The organism is Hymenobacter roseosalivarius DSM 11622 (assembly GCF_900176135.1).
Lineage (GTDB): Bacteria > Bacteroidota > Bacteroidia > Cytophagales > Hymenobacteraceae > Hymenobacter > Hymenobacter roseosalivarius.
The window spans coordinates 50,055-69,807 of the sequence record NZ_FWWW01000057.1 but is presented as its reverse complement, the minus strand read 5'-3'; the positions used below and the strand labels follow the sequence as shown (position 1 = coordinate 69,807).

Sequence of the window (19,753 nt, the reverse complement as noted above, 5' to 3'; positions counted from 1 at the left end):
GTGGTGCATGATATTTTTTTGATCAACGCTTTGCTTCTTCCACCTAACAGCCGGTACCCTCCCCATAATCAAAGTGAATGAGCTATTTGGAATATGGGGAGGATGTGGGTTGTTAGGTAGGTGGGGGAGGCAACGTGGAACCGTCCAGCTAGCTACCAGCAGCGACTTAATCAGCAACTCTCATCACTGGGGAGAGTTGTACGCTAGTATTTGACTTTAACGTTCTGAATCATTTTCAATTTCTGCAACAGAATTTGATAGTTCGATACATCCTGAGGCATGCTATCGTAATACTGTCTAACTTCCACTTTGCTGTGTAAAACCGCCTCAAAAAGGTTGGCTAAGTGGTCATTATTGATATCTTCGTTGAGTTCGTGCTCAATCTGATCAGCTAGGGGCAACGCAGTATAGGAACCATCAGCTTGCTGGTAGAGAACCGCCTCCTCGGCATAGCCAGGGTCATACAAGGAAAGCATCTTACGCAGGGAAAACTCTGTTTGGCCGCGTACCAACACCGTGTGTGAGGCAAAATCTTCCGGCCCACTCGTACCGATATACTCGCCCCGTATCTCCCCATAGCCATTAAAGCAGCCAGACAACTCATCGTGCAGGGTATACCCCTTTAGGGCCTCAGGGTCATCCGTATACCTAATCTTCCATTGATTCTCTTCCTCTGCCTCCGTATCGAGATACCAATCTGAATCGTCACCCCCATACTCCTTAACCTTGTTCATTCTATTCTGGATGGCAAAGGCATTGACGTCCCCGCCATAATCAGCGAAAAAGCCCTCCAGTAAGGCAATGGCATCACCGATGTTACAATGCATGTCAGATAATGAGTTGCTGACCACGGTCAGCTCGAAATAACGACGCGCCTGGTCTACAATGGATATATCCAGCACCTCGCCTGCGGCCTCTCTCGTAAATGCCTCCTGGCACTCTCGCATTGTTTCGCGGGGTAGATACATAAGTTCGCTGGTGCGGAGGCCCTGCATATAAGCGTTAAACAATTTAGCCAGGGGGTCATTTGCCTGAATCGGTAGAAGAACTCGCTTGTTCATTAACAGGAGAGAATAAAGTGGGAAAACAAAACAGTAAATCAGAATTCATGCTGGCGAGGACAAGTCGCAGTCTCTAGCCCGGCGCTATGCCCAGCAGTATGCTCTGCTTTTTCATTGCAGCATGATTTGAAGGGGTTATCCGAAGGCCATACATGTGCGCTTCATCGACTTATTCACCTGGCAGATCTGTTGGAAGTGGTTGCTGGGGCTCCTCCATTACGTAGTTCACAAACAACCTCGCTCTTTTAGCTTTCAGGTTGATCTTGCCTTTCCAGGCAGCATCAGGATTTACTAGGTAAACGCCTGAATCTACGCGCTTTAACATTTCCTTCCTACAGAGCTTAGTCAAGGAATTATCCACGCTGCGAGGGCTGATGTCGGCATCCCTTGCTATGCGCTCCTTGATGGCCTTATTCAACACTATCTCATTGGTATTGAGGTGAGCATTCATCGAACACCATAGTAATACCTTTATTTCGTTACCGCCCAGTTGCAAGACGGTTCCTAAGTGTTTGGCGAAGACAAAGAAGAAATCTTCGCTTCCTTTAACCAGGATATCAACGCCAACTTCTTGCTGGTCGAGCAACTCCCCGTTCTCGTTAATAGTGTTCGTAATTAGCGTGCTAAGCCGCCGCGTGTGTGAGGATTGTGACATAGGTGTAAGTTGCATTCACAAAGGTTTATGTATGTTTTTAGGTGCTCCCGGCGAATCATTCATTCATAGGTGACTAATAGTCATTAATGATCGGGTACTACACATTTTCAGTTTTTACTAACTAGTTAGACTATAGAGGCTTACTTGCACTACCCCTCTTTATTTCAATAAGCTACTGCTGAACGGAGCCTTTTAGGCGCCAGCGCCCAGTACTTGCTCGGTACCACAATTTTCTGTTGAGCTTGGAGTAGATCATGGAGAACTTCTATAGGGCTTACCGGCGATGTAAGCGCTGCTTGTCCTGATAGTCTTGCAAGTCGGCGAGGCGGTAGCGGTTAGGACGGCCCTTCTCGTAGGCCAGCCCGCGATGGTGCAAGCGCTGCAGGTACTCGGGCTTTACACCCAGGAATTTGGCGGCCTCGTCGGTGGTGAGACGCCGGTCTGCCTCTAGCTGCTGCTGGTGTAGGCTCAAAGCTTGAACAATGCTTTGTTGCATGGTAGCCTGCAAGTCAGCCCAGGTCATCATAACTAGGGGCTTATCGGCTGGTATACCGGTGGGTGGTGAAAGGGATGGTGACAACATGCTAATCGTTATTAAGTGTTAATATTAATTTTCATTCTTGAGTACAAAACTTTGAAAAAAATAGCTGGTGGGCTATTTCTTCAAAATTTATAGTGAACTCAATTTATTGAAAACAAGGCAGTGTATGCACCTGTTTTTAATTCGTACGCAAGTTGGTAAAGTATTTCTATTTACCCAAGCATTTGCAACACTTTTATTTTTCGGTAGTACCTAAGCGATGGCATAGAAAGCAATAGCAGGTTCTTTTATGCTTCCCCTTTCTGTTCTCAAGTTGTTTACTACCTTGCATTACATTGTTTGTTTGCCTTATGGTACTCAGTGCCCAAATCAGTTAAAACTCAGCTTATGACGAAGAAGCCGCTTAAGTCCGCTTCGGTTCCTGCTCCCCTTACGCCCGAGCAGCGCATTGCCCTGCGCGCTGACCTGGGAGCCTTTATGCGGGAGCGCCGGGAAGCGCAACAGCCTCCCCTCACGCAGATGGCCTTAAGTGAGCAACTAGGCTTCTCGTACTCCGTGGTTTCTACCTGGGAGAACAACAGCCGGGCTATCCTTGAGGGCCAGCTGAAGGCTTGGGCCGAAAAGCTCGGCGTGGACCCGGACCTGCAGAAAGAACCCTTAGCCCGCTTCGCCCCCGTCGTGCAGAATGACGAAACGAGCAAGCCCAACTCGGGCTCCCGCGTAGAGCGTGAAGTAAATGCCCGCCTCGTCGCGCTGCGCAAACAGCGCAACCTGACCATTCGAGAAATGGGTGCCCTGCTGGGCATGAGCGCCGCTCACTACTATAGAGTGGAAACCAACAAGGGCAACCTGACCATTGCCCAGCTGCGCCAGGTGGTTAAGCGCTTGGACGTGAGCTATGAGTATCTCATTGACGGGAAGGGCAGCGGGGAAACCTATCAGGACCTGAAAAAGGAGAACGAGCGGTTGAAGCGCGAGAATCAATTATTGGAAAGCTTCCGCCGGCAGGTGGAGCTTAATCAGGTTCATTCGTAGACTTCAAGCCCGGCAGGTGTTGAAGGGCCTGCCGGGCCCGGCTCAGGGCCTGGGTAGCGGGACGATGATAGTAAATAGCGGTCGTGGTCAAGGAGCTGTGGCCCATGAGCAGGCTCGCGTCCTCAATGGGCACGTTGCTGGCGGCCATGTGATTGCCGAAGCCGTGGCGGGCCGTATGTAGAGTCAGCAGCTCGCAGCGCGGCACCAGGCTACGCTGCTGCCGCCCCCCGCTGAGGCGAATCACCTCCACGGGTTCCTGAAACAGGTTTAGGCGGCTCCACAATTCCCGGATCACCTGCTGGCGGTACTTGGTTACGCGGGGAAACAGACGATTCTCGGGCCAGGCGTAGCTGCGCAGGGCCCGGCCCCAGCGGGGGCGGTGATCCAGCTCGGGCCGCGTGCGGTTCAGCCAGCGCTGCACGATTTCCACGGCCAGGGGGTTGAGCGGCAGCATGGTCGTGTGCAGGCTCTTAATCGAGGTCACGTCCAGTCCGCAGGGCACGGCCTGGCCTGCGGCGTCCACGTCGTAGACGATGTTACTGATTTCCAGGCTTACCAAGTCGGCCTGGCGCAGCGACGTGCACCAGGATAGGCAGTAGAGGTCGCGCACGAGCATCTCCACACCGCTCACGTCCGCCGGCAGCGGGGCCTGGTAAAAGGCCACCAGCTCGGCCGCTGAGAGCGACTCCCGCTGGGCCTTGTGCTGCTTGAAGCGCTTGGCCATGACTTTCAGGTGGTCTTCGGTGAGCAGGGTGCGAAAGCCGTGGTCACGGGCGTAGTTGAGCACCGAGTGCAGCAAGGTGCAGCGGTGGTTGGCCGTCACGTTGCTCACGTCCAGACCGCCCTGCTCGCGGGGCGTGACCAGCCACTGGCGCCACTCTTCCAGGCGCAGGGGCGTGAGCCGGCTTAGCAGCCAGCCCGGGTCGGTGGCAGGCCGGAAGCGCTCCAGGCAGCGACCCATGGTGAGGTACTCGCGAGCCGAGAGCTCCGTGAGCTCCGAGCTACGCAGGCGCGTGACGTAGAACACGAGCTGGGGCAGCGAAAGCGTGTGCACCGAGTCACTACCCGTCCAGCCCCCGCCAGCCGGCCCGCCCGTTGGGGGCTGGACGGGTAGCGTTGCCAGGGGAGCCTTGCTGATCAAGTGGGGCAAAGTGGTGCGCAGCTCGCTAGGCAGTGGGTCGCGGTTAGCCGCGGTGCGCAGGCGTAGCACCTCAGCCTCGACCTCCTTGCGCAGCTCCTGCAGGCGGCCATTGACTTTGAGCACCTCCAGGCTGGTGCCCTTGATGCGCTGGGCCTTCTGATCCCATTTGGCCTCGGTGGTTTCCACTAGGGGCACGGGGAAGAAGGTGAGCGTACCGGCGGGCACCTTATAACGTAAGTATACGGTACGGGTGGCGCGAGTTTTGAGAGCCTTATCGAGATAGAATTTGAGTGAAGCCATAACTAGTAGCGAGGGGGACAAAACAAACGTAAATGGTGGCAAGACGAGGCGTTTTTTTTCTAAAAGGTCGGACAAAGGTAAGATGCACCATTTTTTCTCCGATAACACCCCGTTTTCAGCCGTTTGCTAACTGTTGACATAAGCTTCAAAAAATGTGTTTCCAATCGTTAAACAACGATTTCATTGGTCGCATGCCTCTCCTTTTTTAGTAGGGTGAGGAAGCTATCTAGGAAAACTACGACTTTTGCCCGTCAATTCGCAACGCTATTCTTCAAAAATGCCCCCCAGCCCTACTTCGCGCCGCTTGCCTAATCTGCTTTTCGACTTTGGCGGTGTGCTCATTAATATCGATTACCAGCGCCCCATTGAGGCCATGCGCCGCCTGACCAGCGCGGGCAGCACCATTGAATACAACCAAAAAGCGCAGTCCGAACTGTTTGATCTGCTGGAAACCGGGTGCATTACGCCGGCCGAGTTTCGGGAAGGGTTGCGCACTGGCTACCAACTCACTGCTACCGACGAGGAACTGGACGCGGCCTGGAATTCTATTCTGCTGGATGTGCCCGCCGACCGGCTGGCGCTGCTGGCCGAGCTACACGAGCAAGGCCACCAGATGGCGCTGCTCAGCAACACTAACGTGATTCATATTGAGGAAGTAAATCGGCGCCTCAAGGTCGCGTATGGCTTTGAGAACGGTATTGCCGACGTACTGGACCGTGTATTTTACTCCCAGGAAGTAGGGTTGCGCAAGCCCGGCCCGGAGATTTTTGCGCATGTGCTGCGCGAAATGAACTGGCAGGCCGAAGAAACTCTTTTCATCGAAGACAGTTTTCAACATATCGAAACGGCTCAGCGCCTGGGCTTGCACACGCTCTTCCTGGCCCCGCCGCTCACGCTCACCGACGCCTTGCCTGCCGCTATCCGTGCCTTCCCTCCCTCTGCCTGACGCCCCGGCGCCCCAGCCCGATAATAATGACGATTTTCGGCCCCGCAACCGCGGCTACTTCCGCCGCCACCGGGGTCAGTTCAATACCTATAAGCCCCCCACGCCGCGCTGGCGCGTGTACACGCTGCATTTGCTGCTGTTCGTCATCACGCTGATAACGACTACGCTGGCCGGGGCGGAGTGGATGACGGGCCGTACGTTTTTCGACCCGCGGAGCGTGGGCTCGCTCAGTGTGTGGCTGTCGCGGGCCGAAATCCGGGAAGGGCTCTGGTTCTCGCTGCCGTTTCTGGGCGTGCTCACGGTACATGAGTTTGGGCATTATTTCACGGCGCGCTACTATAAGGTGCGGGCTACCCTGCCCTACTACATTCCGTTTTTCACGGGGTTCTTCAATACCATCGGTACGTTTGGGGCGGTCATTCGCATTAAAGACCGAATTTTCTCCCGCAAGGAGTTCTTTGATATTGGCCTGGCGGGGCCGCTGGCGGGTTTTCTGGTGGCCATTCCGGTACTCATGTACGGTTTCACTCACTTGCCTCCGCTGGAGTACCTGTTTCAGGTTCACCCCGAATACCGCGTGTATGGGGCCGACTATGCGCAGTATGTCTACAAAAACGCTGATGGCGGCGGCCTGGTCCTGGGGAAGTCGCTGATCTATCAGTTTCTGGAATCCTGGCTGGCTGACCCGGCTTTACTTCCCCACCCCAATGAGCTGATGCATTATCCGGTGCTGCTCGCGGGCTCGTTGGCGCTGTTCTTTACGGCGCTCAACCTCTTGCCTATCGGGCAGCTCGATGGGGGGCATATTCTGTACGGTTTGCTGGGTTTTCAGCGGGCCAATCAGGTATCGGCGCTGCTGTTTATCGGGTTTATATTTTACGCCGGACTGGGCTTGTTTACGGTGGGTAGCTCGAATGACTCGCTGCTTTATGGTGGGCCGATTTACTTGATTTACTTGTTCACGGTGTTTCGGCGGGCCGTACCCACACCGCGCCGGGCGATAATGCTAGTACTGGGCGTCCTGGCAGCGCAGTTGGCGCTGAGTCTGGCAATGCCGGGCATTGAGGGCAATCCGGGCTGGCTGGTATTTGGGTTGCTGCTGGGCCGCGTGATGGGCATTTATCATCCACCGGCACCCGACGAAAGCCCCCTGAGTGCGGGCCGCAAGGTGCTGGGCTGGGTAATGCTGGCTATTTTTGTGCTCTGCTTCACGCCTTCGCCCTTCGGCTAAGTCGGCGGGCGCACCATTGCTTGTTTTCTTATTCTATGCTCATTGAACAACGCCAACTGACGCAAACCACGCAGCTGGCTCTCCGCCCCCACGGACTATATATCTGTCGCAAAGATCGGCGTGGTCAGATTACGCTGGAAGTGGAGATGCCTTACGAGGAGGTGCTGCCTGTGCGCGTAGAGCGGCGGCGCAACTTGCCGTCGCGGTGGCAACTCCTGAGCATACTCTATACCTGGATAATTTGCACCCAATACGCTCTTAAACAGCCACAACAGTTCTATGGCCTTATTGCGCTGGGCGTAGGCTTGGGTTTGGTGGCGCTCTATTGGTACGGCCGCCGCAACTGGTGGCACTATTTTATCATCACGACCACCCACGCCCGCGTGGTGCTGGCCGACCGCCCCAATGAGCGCAAAGCTCTCTTCCGCTTCACCGAAGCCCTGGAGCAGCGCACCAAAGAGTATCTGCGCGAGCACTATGGCAGTATTAACCCGTTGGGCCTGATAGAGCCTCAGCTACAGCGCCTGCGCTGGCTGCACAAGCTGGAAGTACTCACCGATACAGAAGCCCGCGCACTTTCTACCCGCCTCACCGGCAGAATGGATGATTCGCCGCTACGGAGTATGGGCCAGAAATTGGAAGCGCCTTACGCAAACTGATAAAAAAGCCCCTCAGATTATTTCCGGGGGGCTTTTTTGTAACGCCAAGCCCCAGCTTAGCTCCGCTGTCCTTCGGTTGGTGCGTCGTTGCGCTACACTACTTTCTACCGTCCTTCCAGCGCGGCCACGCCGGGGAGCTCTTTGCCTTCCATGTATTCCAGCAGCGCGCCGCCGCCGGTGCTGATGTAGCTCACGCGGTCGGCGTAGCCCATTTGGTTGACAGCTGCGGCCGAGTCGCCGCCGCCGATGAGGCTGAAAGCGCCGTTGGCGGTAGCATCGGCAATAGCGGCGGCCACGAACTCGGTGCCAGCCGAGAAGTTCGACATCTCAAACACGCCCATCGGGCCATTCCAGAGAATAGTGCGGGACTGGCGAATGATATCGGCGAAGTTTTCGCGCGACTCCGGGCCGATGTCCAGGCCCATCCAACCGTTGGGAATGTGGTGGTTAGGAGCCGTTTCTACGTTGGCATCGTTGGCGAAGCGGTCAGCAATAAGCGAATCGGTGGGCAGCACGAGGTTCACACCTTTTTCCTTGGCTTTTTGGATCAGGTGCAGGGCCAGATCGAGCTTATCCGCTTCGAGCAACGAGCCACCAATTTCACCGCCTTCCGCTTTAGAAAAGGTGTAGGCCATGCCACCGCCGATTAGCAGGTTATCTACTTTATCCAGCAGCTGCTCGATAAGCTGAATCTTATCCGAAATTTTCGCCCCGCCCATAATAGCGGTGAACGGGCGCTCGGCTTGGGTGAGTACGCGGTGGGCATTATCCAGCTCACTCTGCATGAGGTAGCCGGCTACGCGGTCCTGGGGGGCAAAATATTGGGCGGCAACAGCCGTGGAAGCGTGGCGGCGGTGCGCGGCCCCGAAGGCATCGTTCACGTACACGTCGCCCAGCTTTGCCAATTTCTCGGCGAAAGCAGTGTCGCCGGCTTCTTCCTCTTTGTAGAAACGCACGTTTTCGCAAAGCAGAATCTGGCCTGGTTGCAGCTCAGCGGCCATTTTAGCGGCGTCGGGACTCATTACATCATTGGCAAACAACACCTGCGTACCGTATTCTTCCCCCAAGCGGGACACGATGCTTTGCAAAGAGAACTTCTTTTCCGGGCCGCCTTTGGGCCGGCCCAGGTGGGACAGCAGGATAACACTGCCGCCGTCGGAGAGAATCTTGCGAATGGTGGGCGTGGCGGCCCGAATGCGGGTGTCATCGGTGATGTGCAGTTCGTCGTCGAGGGGCACGTTGAAATCGACGCGCACCAGGGCTCGTTTGCCGACGAAGTTGTACTGATCGAGGGTTTGCATAGTAGTTTGTAGGGTTTGGTAGGCCTTATACGGGACGAATGTAAAGGTGAAGTGGTGAAATGGTGAGGTTGTGAGATGGTAAGTTCTATGTTCTAGCCGCACCATTAACGCAGTATGAGCCTCAAAAACATCAAACTCACCATTTCACCACTCACCATTTCACCTTTCCCGTACCTTTGCGCTACGTATGAAAATAGGCATCTTCTTCGGCGGCCCGTCGCGTGAGCGGGAAATATCCTTTGCGGGCGGCCGCACCGTGTACGATAACTTGGACAAAGGCTTGTTTCAGGCCGTGCCCATCTTCGTGGACAGCCGGGGCAACTTCATTTTGCTCGACTGGCACTACATCTATAAAGGTACCATCCGGGACTTTTTCCCGCCCGTTTCGGCGCTGCCGCCCTCCGAGCACCGCTTGCAGGTGTATCTGGAGAGCCTGGGCGAGCTAAGTCAGCAGGAGCAGGACGGCATCATTGCGGAAGTTGGCCGGCGCGTGCAGCCCAATGAGCTGCGCGAGCTGATGAATTTCGCCTTCCTAGCCCTGCACGGCCCCGGCGGCGAAGACGGCGCCATTCAGGGCTTGCTGGAGTGGTACGGCATTCCGTATTCGGGCTCCGGTATTCTGCCCTCCGCGTTTGGCATAGATAAAATTGCGCAGAAGAAGCTGCTGCACGCCCTAAACCGTCCTACGCCTGCTTTCCGCGTTATTAGCACCGAAGAGTGGGACGCCGCTGACCCGGAAGCTACGCTCGACTACCTGGTGCGCGAACTGGGCTTGCCGCTCGTCTTCAAAGCCCCGCGCCAGGGCTCCAGCATCGGCGTCTCGATTGTGCGCGAGCAAAATACCCCCCAGTTCGTAGCGGCCGTCGAGCGGAGCCTGTTTCGCAAAACCCTGACGCGCAGTGAGTGGCAGGGAAAGAGCGACGAGCAAAAAATCCTGTGGCTCCAGCAGCTTACCGATATTCGGGAAGGCATCGGCCTGCCGGTGGTACTGAACGTTGGAGGCGAGAAGTCAGAGGTGAGAAGTGAGCATTTGTCCCCCACAAACGACCAAATCATTTATCATCCCGAAAAGCTGCTGCACACCCTCAACGAGCAGTTTGAAACGGGGGAGCAGGTGTTGCTGACCAACGTCGATGGCGAGTCGCAGGTGCTGATCGAAAGCTTTGTGGCGGGGCGCGAGTTTTCGTGCATCGTGGTGGAAGACCCCAACGGTGAGCCGCTGGCTTTGCCCCCCACCGAGATTGTGAAGGGCGAGGAGATGTTCGATTACCGCTCCAAGTACCTGCCCGGCCTGAGCCGCAAAATCACGCCCATCGACCTGCCGGAAGACAAGATTCAGGAAATCCGCGAGGCTTGCCAGGAGATGTTTCGCACCTTCGGCTTTCAGGTTTACGCCCGCTTAGATGGCTTTATTCAAGCCACCGATGGCAGCCTTTTCCTCAATGACCCGAACACGACTTCGGGTATGTTACCGGCGTCGTTCTTCTTCCATCAGGCCGCCGAAATCGGGCTGAATCCATCCCAGTTTCTGACCTATCTGATTCGAACCTCGCTGGCGGCGCGCCGGCGCGGCGGGATGCAGCCAGTGCGGCTGGGGGGCATTTTGGCGCGGCTGGATGTGGCCGTGGCCTCGCGCCAGCAGCAGGAGCAGCAGCGCACCCGCGTAGCCGTAATTATGGGCGGCTACTCCTCCGAGCGCCACATCTCGGTGGAAAGCGGCCGCAATATTTACGAGAAGCTCAGCTCTTCCGTGAAGTACGAGCCCATCCCGGTGTTCCTGACGGGCTCGGCCCAGGAGCACCAGCTCTACGTGCTGCCCATCAACGTGATGCTCAAGGACAACGCCGACGATATTCGCGAGAAAATCGAGTACACCGAAGCCGGCCACGAACTGCACCCGGTGCTGGCTCGTATCCGCCGTGAGGCCGAAGCCATTACCGGCACCTATGCCGGGCAGCCCACGGCCCAACCCCGCCGCATTTCCTTCGCTGAGCTGGCCGAGATGGTAGATGAGGTATTCATTGCTCTGCACGGCCGCCCCGGCGAGGATGGCGCTTTGCAGAAAGAGCTGGAGCAATTTGGCTTGCCTTACAATGGCTCCGGCGTGGAGTCGAGCAGCATTACCATCAACAAATTTGAGACGAACCGCCGCCTGCGCGGAGCCGGCTTGCGCGTAGCCGAGCACCGCATGGCCAACCGCCTGGAGTGGCAGGCCGATGCTGAGAGTTTCTACCGCGCACTGGAAACGCAGTTTCACTACCCCTTCATCGCCAAGCCCGCCGACGACGGCTGCTCTTCGGCGGTGAAGAAAATCAAGAACCGACAGGAGCTGGAGGCCTTCAGTCAGCTCATTTTCCGCGACCAGGAAGACCTGCTGCCCGAAGCGGCCCGCACCCTAAACCTTGGGTTTAAAGAGGAATTTCCGCAGAAAGACGCCTTCCTGGTAGAAACCCTCATCAGCCGCGACGGTGCCCAGCACTTCCTCGAAGTAACCGGGGGCTTGCTCACCCACTGGCAACCCGATGGCACCTTAAAGATTGAAGTATTCGAAGCCTCTGAGGCCCTGGCCACGGGTGAAGTGCTGAGTCTGGAAGAGAAATTCCTGGCTGGCGAAGGTCAGAATATTACTCCCGCCCGCTACGCCCTCGACCCTGCCGAGCGGCAGCGCATTTCGGAGGAAGTGAAGAAGGAGTTGCGCCGCGTGGCCGAAGTGCTCAACATTCAGGGCTATGCCCGCATCGATGCCTTCGTGCGGGTGCGCGAAACGGGAGCGGTGGAGGTACTAATTATCGAGGTAAACTCGTTGCCTGGGATGACGCCCGCCACCTGCATTTTCCACCAAACCGCCCTGAGCGGCTACACGCCCTACGACTTCATTGATCGGATTCTGGAATTTGGCAAAGAGCGCCAGCGCAAACTACAAGTAGAAACGAAGAATAAAGGATAGAACGACAACTGCCCTCCTTACCAACCGAAGGTCAGCGTAGCTAAGGAGGGCAGTTGTCGTTCTTCCAGCTAATTTCGCTTCTTCTGACTTCAAGCTTCTTCCTTAAAAATGGCTTTTCTTAAATCTGATACTCCCTTCGACGTCCTAAAGCACTTGGTGGTGATTGGCTTGGCGGTGGCCCTGCTGCTGTTCGGCTTTTTCTTCGTGTATCTGCCCATGACCACCAACCACGGCGAAACCATCGTGGTACCGAAGGTGACCGGCATGCGGCAAAGCGACCTGGAAGACTACCTCGACGAGCGCAACCTGCGCTACTTCGTGGACGACTCCAGCTATAGCCCCAATATCCCGGCTTATACCGTGCTGACCCAGGACCCGGCTCCCGGCCAGCAGGTAAAGGAAGACCGCAAGATTTACATCTCGGTGAGCATGAAAAACCCGCCGGTGATCAAAATGCCCAAGCTCACGGAAGGCTCGGTGAAGAACGCACAGATGATTCTGGCCAGCTACGACCTGGTGGTGGGCGACATCAGAAAGGTGCCAGACCTGGCTCAGAACTCAGTATTGAAGCAGCTGGTGAACGGCAAGGAAATAGAGCCCGGCTCACCCATAGCCAAAGGTACCCGCGTGGATCTGGTGGTCGGTGATGGGCAGGGCAACCAGGAATTTCCGGTCCCTAATGTCATTAATATGCCCGCCGATGAAGCTTCTACCCTGCTCGTGGGCCAGGGCTTGCAGGTGGGTGAGATTTTCTATCAGCCCGCTGTGGAAGGTGAGGTGGAAGGTACTATTGTGAAGCAGCGCCCGGTGGCGGCACTTGGGGCTACTATTCGTATGGGTCAGCTGGTTGATTTGTGGGTGGCCGGCAACGAGCCCCTGAAAGCGGTGCAGTAAGCGGCTCTAGAGAGCATTCCGAAAAATTTTCTTCCATCCGCAGCCGTTTACCCTGCGTAAATGTCTGTCTATGATCTACCCGAGATTTCTACTTTACGTAGTGGCACTGGGCCTGCTTGTGCCCTTAGTCGGACAGGCCCAGCTACTAGCCCCGCTCAGCACTGACCCTGGCCGTGCGCCAGCTGCCCGTACGCCCCCCGTTGCCGGGCGCGGCACAGCTGTAGCCTTGCCGTTATTCGATGATTTTGCCCCCCAGGGCGAAGGATTACCCAATCCGCGGTACTGGGTGCCGGGTGGAGGCACCTTGGTAAATAACCGCTTTCCGGTAGCGCCGCCCTCGCGGGGCGTGGTCACCTTTGACGGGCTTTCGGCCAGCGGTCAGCCGTACGGCAGCTCCTCGGCTTACAACGATACGGACACCCTCACGTCTCAGCTCATTGATTTGAGTGGCCTTACGGCCGCCAGCGGCGTGTACCTAAGCTTTTTCTGGCAATCGGGTAGCATCGTCGGTCCGCCGAAGGTAAGCACGGGTAGCCAGCCCGTGCGCCTGGAGCTGGAAATGCTGGACAACACAGGCCTGTGGCAACAGGTGTGGGTACAGTTGAGTACAGGTACGCGCACCAATTTTCAGCAGCAGCTTATTGCCGTCAATCAGCCTCGCTACTTCCACTCGGGTTTTCAGTTTCGGTTTCGGGCGACGGGCAACCTGGCTAACACCCGCGACGCCTGGAGTCTGGACTATATTCTGCTCAACCAGGGCCGCTCAGCCACCGACAATTCCTACCGCGATATTGCCACCAGTGCCCCGCTTACCAGCCTGCTGCGGCGCTTCGCGGCTATGCCAGTGGAGCAATTTAATGTCAATGCCGTCGATGAGCTAAACCCCAATACGCTTACGACCATCAACAACTTCGACGTAGGCCCCGCTCCTACGCCCATTGCCTGGAACGGCACCCTACAAGTACTGCCGAATGGTCCGCGAACTACCTTCCTGACCGGCAACAAATCGTTGTCGGCGCGCCAGCAGCAGGATGTTATTGCCGGCAACGTCCGTACTGCTCCCATCCCTGTTACTCCCCAGGCGAAGCGTATCACGCACCGTATTGCTATTCAAACCAACGAAACCAATCCCCTTACGCTCTCCAACGACACCATTTCGCGCGTTACGGAACTGGCTGATTACTACGCCTATGACGATGGCTCGGCCGAAGCTACCATAAGCCTGCCGGCCTTATCCACCGGGCCGGCCAGCTACCTTGCCTACCGCTTCGATTTGAACCGCCCGGACCGGGTGCTCAGTGTGCGTCTTTACCCCTCGCCTACTGGTGTTAGCCGAGCAATTACGGTGAACGTGTGGGACCATGACCCGCGAACTAACTTGCCTACGGCCGAGCCCAAGGCTTCTCAGAGCTTCACTATTCCGGCAACATTGCCCCCCGGACAGGCTTTTGTAGATATTCCCTTTGCCCAACCAATAAATGTGAGCGCCACCTTTTATGTAGGCTATGGACAAGCTTCGCTAGGCTTTTTTATACCGTTTGGCATTGACTTAAACAGCACCGCCCCGGAAGGCTACCTGCTTACCAACGCGGCCAACGCCTGGACCATCACCTCGACCACGCCCGCTGGCGCGCCCCTGATGCGTCCTGTCATGACGGGCAGTACCGTTACGGCCAGTGCTGATCCAGCCTTAGCCGCTACCATTAGTATATATCCCAATCCGAGTGCGGGCCAAGTGCGCGTGCAAGGCCGTTATACCCAGGCTATAGTGCTCGATGCCTTGGGGCGCACTGTTTGGGAGCAACAAAAAAACCAGGCTGGCCAAGGAGAGCTAACCCTACAAAATCTGCCTTCTGGAGTGTATACAATACGTTTTACGTTGCCTGGAGGTCAGACAATAATGAAGCGTCTAGCATTAAACCAATAAGTTTGGACACAATAATGAAACGCGTAAGGTGTGAGGAGTTAAATTTTCTTCCTAAACTACGCATCTAAACAGACGCTTCTCTCCCACAAATAGCCCCCCAGAGTATGAGTGATATTGCTTCCGATGAGTTGAAACAGCGGCAGGCCGCTGGTGAAAAACTGGTTATCTTGGACGTTCGTGAAGGCTGGGAATACGAGGAGTCGCGCATTGAAGGCAGCCAGCACATTCCTTTGGGCTCCTTGCCCCAGCGCGTTGATGAGTTAGAAGACTTTAAGGAAGGGGAAGTCATAGTGCACTGCAAAGGCGGTAGCCGGGCAAATTCCGCTAAAGCTTTTCTGGCTCAAAATGGCTTTCGCAACGTGCGCAATCTGATCGGTGGCATCACGGCGTATCAGCAGTAGCTGCTGTTGGCTGATGGCTGACCCAAGTGGAGTAGCCGCCGGGCGGCGTTATGTATTAGAAAACGGGTAGATAGTGTACCCTAGCCGCCGTGCGGCGGCAGCTCTGCCACTTGGCTGAAATAAGGAATTGTTAAAAAAGCCCCCCAGCCAACTTACTAGGTCCGGGGGGCTTTTTTCCCTTTGCACTATAACCCCCGGAAGCGTATTGCTGTTTAAGTAGCCGGTCCAGAGATGTCAGGCTACGGGCAAAGCTCTTACACACAATCGTGGCTGATTTGATCGCTAAAAGCCTGGCCTGCATTAGACAGCCAATGACAGCAGCCCAACACCTTGATGGAAAAAGCCCGAAAGGCATCAGCCCGCAGCTAATACAGCCTGCTTCTTCACCGAACGCCACCAGTGAGCGCTTCCTTTTTTTACAACCAACTCCATGAGCTTCAAACGACTGTACACTGCCAAAGCCAAAGCCACCGGTGGCCGCGACGGCCGCGCCATCTCCTCCGACAACGTGATTGACCTGCCCCTGACCACACCCAAAGAGATGGGCGGCTCCGGTAAAGTCGGCGCTACCAACCCCGAGCAGTTGTTCGCGGCCGGCTACGCGGCCTGCTTCGACAGCGCGCTGAACCTGGTGGCTCGCTTCGAGAACCAGCCCATTGCCGGCAGCTCCGTCGCCGCCGACGTCAGCCTGGGCCACGAGGGCGACAAATACGACATCGCCGTGGACCTGCATGTGAACATCCCCGGCATGGAGCAGGCCCAGGCCGAAGACCTCGTGGCTAAGGCCCACCAGATCTGCCCCTACTCTCGCGCCACCCGCGGCAACATTGAGGTTAACCTGACCACGACGACAAACGCATAACTCCTTTTTAAGTAGGACTATCGCAGTTGCGGTTGCTGAAGCAGCTCTTACCCCTCCAGCAACCGCAACTGCGGTAGTCCTATTAAGGAAAAAAGAGGGCACGGCCAACCGGCTGTGCCCTCTTTTTAGGTGCTTACGCTTTCCGGTTACGCCCGCAGCTGGCCGTTGGCCTCATAGCGCAGCACCCGCGTATCTATCAACTCGCGGAGCAGCTGGGTTACGGTTTCGGCCTGCTGGGGAGCAAATTGAGTGAGCAGCTCGCGGGGCGTCTGGGGGGCTTTTTTCAGCAAGTCCACGAGCTGGGTGCTTAAAGTGGGGTTGGGCGCGGCAGGTTGCTCGGCTTTCTTTCTGGCCAGGCAAAAATCGCAGACCCGGCAGGCGGGCGCATCCATTTCACCAAAATATTCCAGTAATAGCTGCTGCCGGCACCGCCCGCCCAGACTGTACTGAATCACGGCCTCGGTTTGGTGCTGGGCCAGCTGGCAGGCGGCCCGCAGCGCCGGCTGATTCAGGGGCAGTTTGTCCACGTCGTGGCGGGGCGTGGTAAACAGGGCCTGGGGGGCATTATGCTGAGGCTGATACTGAAGTATGCCCGAGCGGTGCAGAAACAGCAGCATTTTGCGCACGTCTACCACGCTTAGGCGCAGGTGCTGGGCCAGGCTGTTCTCGGATATTTTCTGAAAGCCCGCGAAGATTTCGCCCCCGTTCAGGCGCAGTAAGGACTTGATGAGCTTATCGTGCGCCGCGTTGGCGACCTGAAAGCGGTACAAGTCGTTGTGGTCGATGGGAATATGGACGCGGGCCGGATTGTTTACGGCCTCATTTATCTGCACCAGGCCTTGCCGGGCCAGCGCTTTCAAGGCATTATGGGCGTCGAGGGCTTTGATTCGGTAGGTTTCGGCGAACTGCTGAATGTCGAAGTCAAACGCTACCAGCTCGCCCCCGCCCACGGCCGTCCGCGAGAAGTTGGCCAGCGCTTGGTACACACGCCGTACCGTATCGAGGGGTGGGTGAGCCAGCTCGGCCCGGCGGCGCTGGTCGGCCGCCTCGTTGGGGCCGGCGAGCAACACGGCAAAGGCGTACTTTTCGTCGCGGCCGGCGCGGCCGGCTTCCTGGTAATAGGCTTCCAGCGTATCAGGCGCGTCGAGGTGCACAACCAGGCGCACGTCGGGCTTATCGATGCCCATGCCGAAGGCATTGGTCGCAACTATTACGCGGGTTTTGTTCTGCATCCAGTCCTGCTGGGTGCGGTGGCGCTGCTCGCTGGGCAAGCCGGCGTGGTAAGCCGCCGCCGACACCCTATGATGCTGCAAAAACGCCGCCGCGTCCTCTACCTGCCGGCGCGTGCGGCCGTACACGATGGCCGTTTTGTCGGGCCCCACGCCGCGCAAAACCTCCTGCAAGCGCCGCAGCTTATCTTCGGTCTGTAAGACGGAGTAGGACAAATTGGGCCGGGCAAAGCTTTGCTGAAAAACCTGATGGTTGGAGCTAAACCGCAACCTTTCGATGATATCCGCCTTTACGGGCTTGGTTGCCGTGGCCGTGAGAGCAATGACCGGCACCAAGGGCAACAACTCGCGCAGCTCCGCAATTTGCAGGTAAGGCGGCCGGAAATCGTAGCCCCACTGCGAGAGGCAGTGCGCTTCATCTACGGCCAGCAGGTTCACTTTCATCTTCGCCACCCGCACCCGAAACATCTCCGTCAGCAGCCGCTCGGGCGATACGTACAGAAACTTTACCGGCCCGTACACGCAGTTGTCCAGCGTCTGGTCGATTTCCTGGTGGCTCATGCCCGCGTACACCGCTTCGGCCTTAATGCCCCGCGCCCGCAGCTGCTCCACCTGATCCTTCATCAGCGCAATCAGCGGCGACACGACCACGCAAATACCTTCCCGCGCTAGTGCCGGCACCTGAAAGCACACGCTTTTGCCCCCGCCCGTGGGCAGCAGCGCCAGCGTATCCTGGCCCGCCAATACTGAGCGAATTATATCCTCCTGCAACGGCCGAAAGGCCGTGTGGCCCCAATGCTGGCGCAGCAAGTGCAGGATGTCGTCGGTGGGTAGAGGCAAGGTTTTGAAGCGCAGGTAGGATAACGAAGATACTACTACCGCGTGGGAAACCGAATCAAACGCAGTTTGCGCCTCCTGCTTTTAGCTGACATGTAATGCTCCATACAGGCCAGATAGTTATCTGGTAATCCTATTTTTAGCTTAAACACTTTACGGCTTCTCAGAACGGCACCAAAAGTCAAGGGAACAAAAAGCACTGGCTAGCTGAACTGTAATTAAACATTTTTAATAATAAATATGATATTATTGTTGAAACCCAACGTACAACTGCTTATATTCAGTAGTCAATTGACTATCAGCATCGCTCCGTGGAGGGTGATAATACGCTGCCCCGAAACAGCAGTGCTTAACCAACAGAGCAATAGCGCCCTGTTCGAGTGAGTAGAAGAGACCCTTGGCCATAGCGCCAACGCCGGCAAGAGGCTACATCAAGCAGCTTCTTATAGAAATTCTGAAGTCATTCCTGGGCTCGACGAGCAATTTCGGACTGCCTTTCTGGCTAGCAGGGAGACCTATGCCTTTTTAGATCGATTTTTTAAAGCAGGTTTTATGAAAAAGACTGTTACGTGGCAGATGGGCCTACTATTTCCCATTGCGCTACTTTTTGCGGGCTGTGATTTATTAGATGACACTCCCCAGTGCGTGAACCACGCGGTTGCACCAGTTACCACCTTTGCCACCGGCCTGAATAATCCCCGTGGATTAAAATTTGGCCCCGATGGCAACCTTTACGTAGCAGAGGCCGGCACAGGCGGAACCAATTCCACGGCGGGCCAATGTGAGCAAGTAGGCGGCCCAGTAGGACCTTACACAGGCAGCCCGACCGGAGGGCGCGTTTCTAAAATTAGCTCTGCTGGTATACGCACTACTGTTACCGACAAACTACCTTCAAGTCAGGCGCAGGAATTAATTGGAGGAGATGTAGAAGGTGTAGCAGATGTTGCCTTCATTGGCAATACGATGTATGCGCTACTTGCCGGAGCAGGGTGCTCACATGGCGTTACATCCATGCCTAACGGAGTTGTAAGAATAAATCTGAACGGGTCCTTTACACAGATTGCCGATATCAGTGCGTTTTCTAATGGCTAATCCTGTGCAGTTACCGCACGAGGGTGGTGGATTTGAACCTGATGGGGTTCCATATAGCATGATCAGTGTGGGTGGTGATCTTTACGTCATCGAACCTAACCAAGATCAAATGCTCAAGGTAACAACTAGTGGTACCGTTAGTCGTGTCATTGATATCTCAGCCAAGTTAAACAAGCACATCACCCCGACTGTCGTAGCATCACGGGGGGGGGCAATTTTTATGTTAGCAATTTGGGTCTGTTTCCAATCGTTCAGGGGAGTTCTAGTATTTACCAGGTTACCCCTGGCGGCGAAATAAGTGTCTATGCAACTGGGTTTACAACTGTTCTGGGTATTGTTTTCGATAAGTTGGGCCGGCTGTACGTGCTGGAGAATACTACCGGAAATCCCTTTCCAACGCCCGGCACTGGCAGGGTTGTACGCCTTAATCCATCGGGAAGCAGAGAAACCATTACGTCAGGGCTTTCTTTGCCTACCGGCATAACGATAGGCCCCGATGGTAAACTCTATGTTTCCAATGTCGGCTTTAGCCCAGCTGCAACCGGCGGCGGACAGGTGCTTCAAATTAATGTAACCACCTGCAACGGCTTATTTGGCAGAACGCTTTAACGCCTTGTAAGTCAATTAGGGTAACCAGCAGATTAATGTATCAACAAAAAAGCCCGGCTCCAAACGGAACCGGGCTTTCGGTATA

At 55.9% G+C, this 19,753-nt stretch carries 17 protein-coding genes; 11 read left to right on the top strand and 6 right to left on the bottom strand.

Annotated features, from left to right (window positions below; all coding sequences use genetic code 11):
* Nucleotides 1-203: 203 nt before the first annotated feature.
* The 3 genes from B9A24_RS08280 to B9A24_RS08270 form a co-directional block, all read right to left on the bottom strand.
* Complete coding sequence (locus B9A24_RS08280) at nt 204-1,061, bottom strand: hypothetical protein (RefSeq protein ID WP_084444706.1); 858 nt, start codon at nt 1,059-1,061, stop codon at nt 204-206.
* A gap of 169 nt (nt 1,062-1,230) precedes the next feature.
* Nucleotides 1,231-1,716, bottom strand: coding sequence for a replication/maintenance protein RepL (locus tag B9A24_RS08275; protein WP_159451987.1), 486 nt, complete (start codon nt 1,714-1,716; stop codon nt 1,231-1,233).
* Between the two features lie 274 nt (nt 1,717-1,990).
* A complete protein-coding gene (locus B9A24_RS08270; protein WP_159451986.1) occupies nt 1,991-2,242 on the bottom strand; it encodes a helix-turn-helix domain-containing protein in 252 nt (83 codons plus the stop codon).
* 402 nt (nt 2,243-2,644) lie between these two features.
* Here B9A24_RS08270 and B9A24_RS08265 point away from each other — a divergent pair, with 402 nt between their 5' ends.
* Complete coding sequence (locus tag B9A24_RS08265; RefSeq protein ID WP_084444703.1) at nt 2,645-3,292, top strand: helix-turn-helix domain-containing protein; 648 nt, start codon at nt 2,645-2,647, stop codon at nt 3,290-3,292.
* Here B9A24_RS08265 and B9A24_RS08260 read toward each other — a convergent pair.
* Nucleotides 3,273-4,733: a tyrosine-type recombinase/integrase gene (locus tag B9A24_RS08260; RefSeq protein WP_084444702.1), complete on the bottom strand. Its 1,461-nt coding sequence runs from the start codon at nt 4,731-4,733 to the stop codon at nt 3,273-3,275. The genes B9A24_RS08265 and B9A24_RS08260 overlap by 20 nt on opposite strands.
* 277 nt (nt 4,734-5,010) lie before the next feature.
* On the opposite strand from B9A24_RS08260, the gene B9A24_RS08255 reads away from it, so the two are divergent.
* Genes B9A24_RS08255 through B9A24_RS08245 form a run of 3 tightly spaced genes read left to right on the top strand, consistent with a single transcriptional unit; the run spans nt 5,011 to nt 7,569 of the window.
* Nucleotides 5,011-5,679: an HAD family hydrolase gene (locus B9A24_RS08255; RefSeq protein WP_084444701.1), complete on the top strand. Its 669-nt coding sequence runs from the start codon at nt 5,011-5,013 to the stop codon at nt 5,677-5,679.
* A complete protein-coding gene (locus B9A24_RS08250; protein WP_234997098.1) occupies nt 5,657-6,910 on the top strand; it encodes a site-2 protease family protein in 1,254 nt (417 codons plus the stop codon). The genes B9A24_RS08255 and B9A24_RS08250 overlap by 23 nt, the downstream gene beginning before the upstream one ends.
* A gap of 35 nt (nt 6,911-6,945) precedes the next feature.
* The gene (locus tag B9A24_RS08245; RefSeq protein WP_084444700.1) at nt 6,946-7,569 is read left to right on the top strand and encodes a hypothetical protein; all 624 of its coding nucleotides are present in this window, start codon (nt 6,946-6,948) and stop codon (nt 7,567-7,569) included.
* Between the two features lie 104 nt (nt 7,570-7,673).
* Here B9A24_RS08245 and B9A24_RS08240 read toward each other — a convergent pair whose 3' ends face one another.
* On the bottom strand, nt 7,674-8,870 hold the full coding sequence (locus B9A24_RS08240; protein WP_084444699.1) for a phosphoglycerate kinase: 1,197 nt from the start codon (nt 8,868-8,870) through the stop codon (nt 7,674-7,676).
* A 187-nt stretch (nt 8,871-9,057) separates the two neighbouring features.
* On the opposite strand from B9A24_RS08240, the gene B9A24_RS08235 reads away from it, so the two are divergent.
* The 5 genes from B9A24_RS08235 (at nt 9,058) to B9A24_RS08215 (ending at nt 15,901) form a co-directional block, all read left to right on the top strand.
* Nucleotides 9,058-11,817 carry a D-alanine--D-alanine ligase family protein gene (locus B9A24_RS08235; RefSeq protein ID WP_084444698.1) on the top strand — a complete coding sequence of 920 codons (2,760 nt, stop codon included), beginning with the start codon at nt 9,058-9,060 and terminating at the stop codon, nt 11,815-11,817.
* Nucleotides 11,818-11,925: 108 nt separating this feature from the next.
* The gene (locus tag B9A24_RS08230) at nt 11,926-12,711 is read left to right on the top strand and encodes a PASTA domain-containing protein (RefSeq protein WP_084444697.1); all 786 of its coding nucleotides are present in this window, start codon (nt 11,926-11,928) and stop codon (nt 12,709-12,711) included.
* 70 nt (nt 12,712-12,781) lie between these two features.
* Nucleotides 12,782-14,638, top strand: a complete 1,857-nt coding sequence (locus B9A24_RS08225) for a T9SS type A sorting domain-containing protein (protein WP_084444696.1) — start codon at nt 12,782-12,784, stop codon at nt 14,636-14,638.
* Between the two features lie 104 nt (nt 14,639-14,742).
* Entirely contained in the window at nt 14,743-15,039 is a 297-nt protein-coding gene (locus B9A24_RS08220; RefSeq protein WP_084444695.1) for a rhodanese-like domain-containing protein, read from the top strand.
* A gap of 430 nt (nt 15,040-15,469) precedes the next feature.
* Nucleotides 15,470-15,901 carry an organic hydroperoxide resistance protein gene (locus tag B9A24_RS08215; RefSeq protein ID WP_084444694.1) on the top strand — a complete coding sequence of 144 codons (432 nt, stop codon included), beginning with the start codon at nt 15,470-15,472 and terminating at the stop codon, nt 15,899-15,901.
* Between the two features lie 146 nt (nt 15,902-16,047).
* Here B9A24_RS08215 and B9A24_RS08210 read toward each other — a convergent pair whose 3' ends face one another.
* The gene (locus B9A24_RS08210; protein ID WP_234997095.1) at nt 16,048-17,970 is read right to left on the bottom strand and encodes a RecQ family ATP-dependent DNA helicase; all 1,923 of its coding nucleotides are present in this window, start codon (nt 17,968-17,970) and stop codon (nt 16,048-16,050) included.
* A gap of 549 nt (nt 17,971-18,519) precedes the next feature.
* On the opposite strand from B9A24_RS08210, the gene B9A24_RS08205 reads away from it, so the two are divergent.
* Nucleotides 18,520-19,059: a ScyD/ScyE family protein gene (locus tag B9A24_RS08205; protein ID WP_084444693.1), complete on the top strand. Its 540-nt coding sequence runs from the start codon at nt 18,520-18,522 to the stop codon at nt 19,057-19,059.
* A 198-nt stretch (nt 19,060-19,257) separates the two neighbouring features.
* Nucleotides 19,258-19,668 (top strand): ScyD/ScyE family protein, encoded by a 411-nt coding sequence (locus B9A24_RS23210; protein WP_143434836.1) that lies wholly within the window; start codon nt 19,258-19,260, stop codon nt 19,666-19,668.
* Nucleotides 19,669-19,753 lie beyond the last annotated feature (85 nt).

Excerpts from the sequence above, each read along its gene's own strand:
- B9A24_RS08205 (WP_084444693.1), top strand. The coding sequence starts at position 18,520 with ATGAAAAAGACTGTTACGTGGCAGATGGGCCTACTATTTCCCATTGCG.
- B9A24_RS08275 (WP_159451987.1), bottom strand. The coding sequence starts at position 1,716 with ATGTCACAATCCTCACACACGCGGCGGCTTAGCACGCTAATTACGAAC.
- B9A24_RS08220 (WP_084444695.1), top strand. The coding sequence starts at position 14,743 with ATGAGTGATATTGCTTCCGATGAGTTGAAACAGCGGCAGGCCGCTGGT.
- B9A24_RS08225 (WP_084444696.1), top strand. The coding sequence starts at position 12,782 with ATGATCTACCCGAGATTTCTACTTTACGTAGTGGCACTGGGCCTGCTT.
- B9A24_RS08235 (WP_084444698.1), top strand. The coding sequence starts at position 9,058 with ATGAAAATAGGCATCTTCTTCGGCGGCCCGTCGCGTGAGCGGGAAATA.
- B9A24_RS08270 (WP_159451986.1), bottom strand. The coding sequence starts at position 2,242 with ATGATGACCTGGGCTGACTTGCAGGCTACCATGCAACAAAGCATTGTT.
- B9A24_RS08245 (WP_084444700.1), top strand. The coding sequence starts at position 6,946 with ATGCTCATTGAACAACGCCAACTGACGCAAACCACGCAGCTGGCTCTC.
- B9A24_RS08240 (WP_084444699.1), bottom strand. The coding sequence starts at position 8,870 with ATGCAAACCCTCGATCAGTACAACTTCGTCGGCAAACGAGCCCTGGTG.
- B9A24_RS08255 (WP_084444701.1), top strand. The coding sequence starts at position 5,011 with ATGCCCCCCAGCCCTACTTCGCGCCGCTTGCCTAATCTGCTTTTCGAC.
- B9A24_RS08265 (WP_084444703.1), top strand. The coding sequence starts at position 2,645 with ATGACGAAGAAGCCGCTTAAGTCCGCTTCGGTTCCTGCTCCCCTTACG.
- B9A24_RS08215 (WP_084444694.1), top strand. The coding sequence starts at position 15,470 with ATGAGCTTCAAACGACTGTACACTGCCAAAGCCAAAGCCACCGGTGGC.
- B9A24_RS08230 (WP_084444697.1), top strand. The coding sequence starts at position 11,926 with ATGGCTTTTCTTAAATCTGATACTCCCTTCGACGTCCTAAAGCACTTG.
- B9A24_RS08280 (WP_084444706.1), bottom strand. The coding sequence starts at position 1,061 with ATGAACAAGCGAGTTCTTCTACCGATTCAGGCAAATGACCCCCTGGCT.
- B9A24_RS08260 (WP_084444702.1), bottom strand. The coding sequence starts at position 4,733 with ATGGCTTCACTCAAATTCTATCTCGATAAGGCTCTCAAAACTCGCGCC.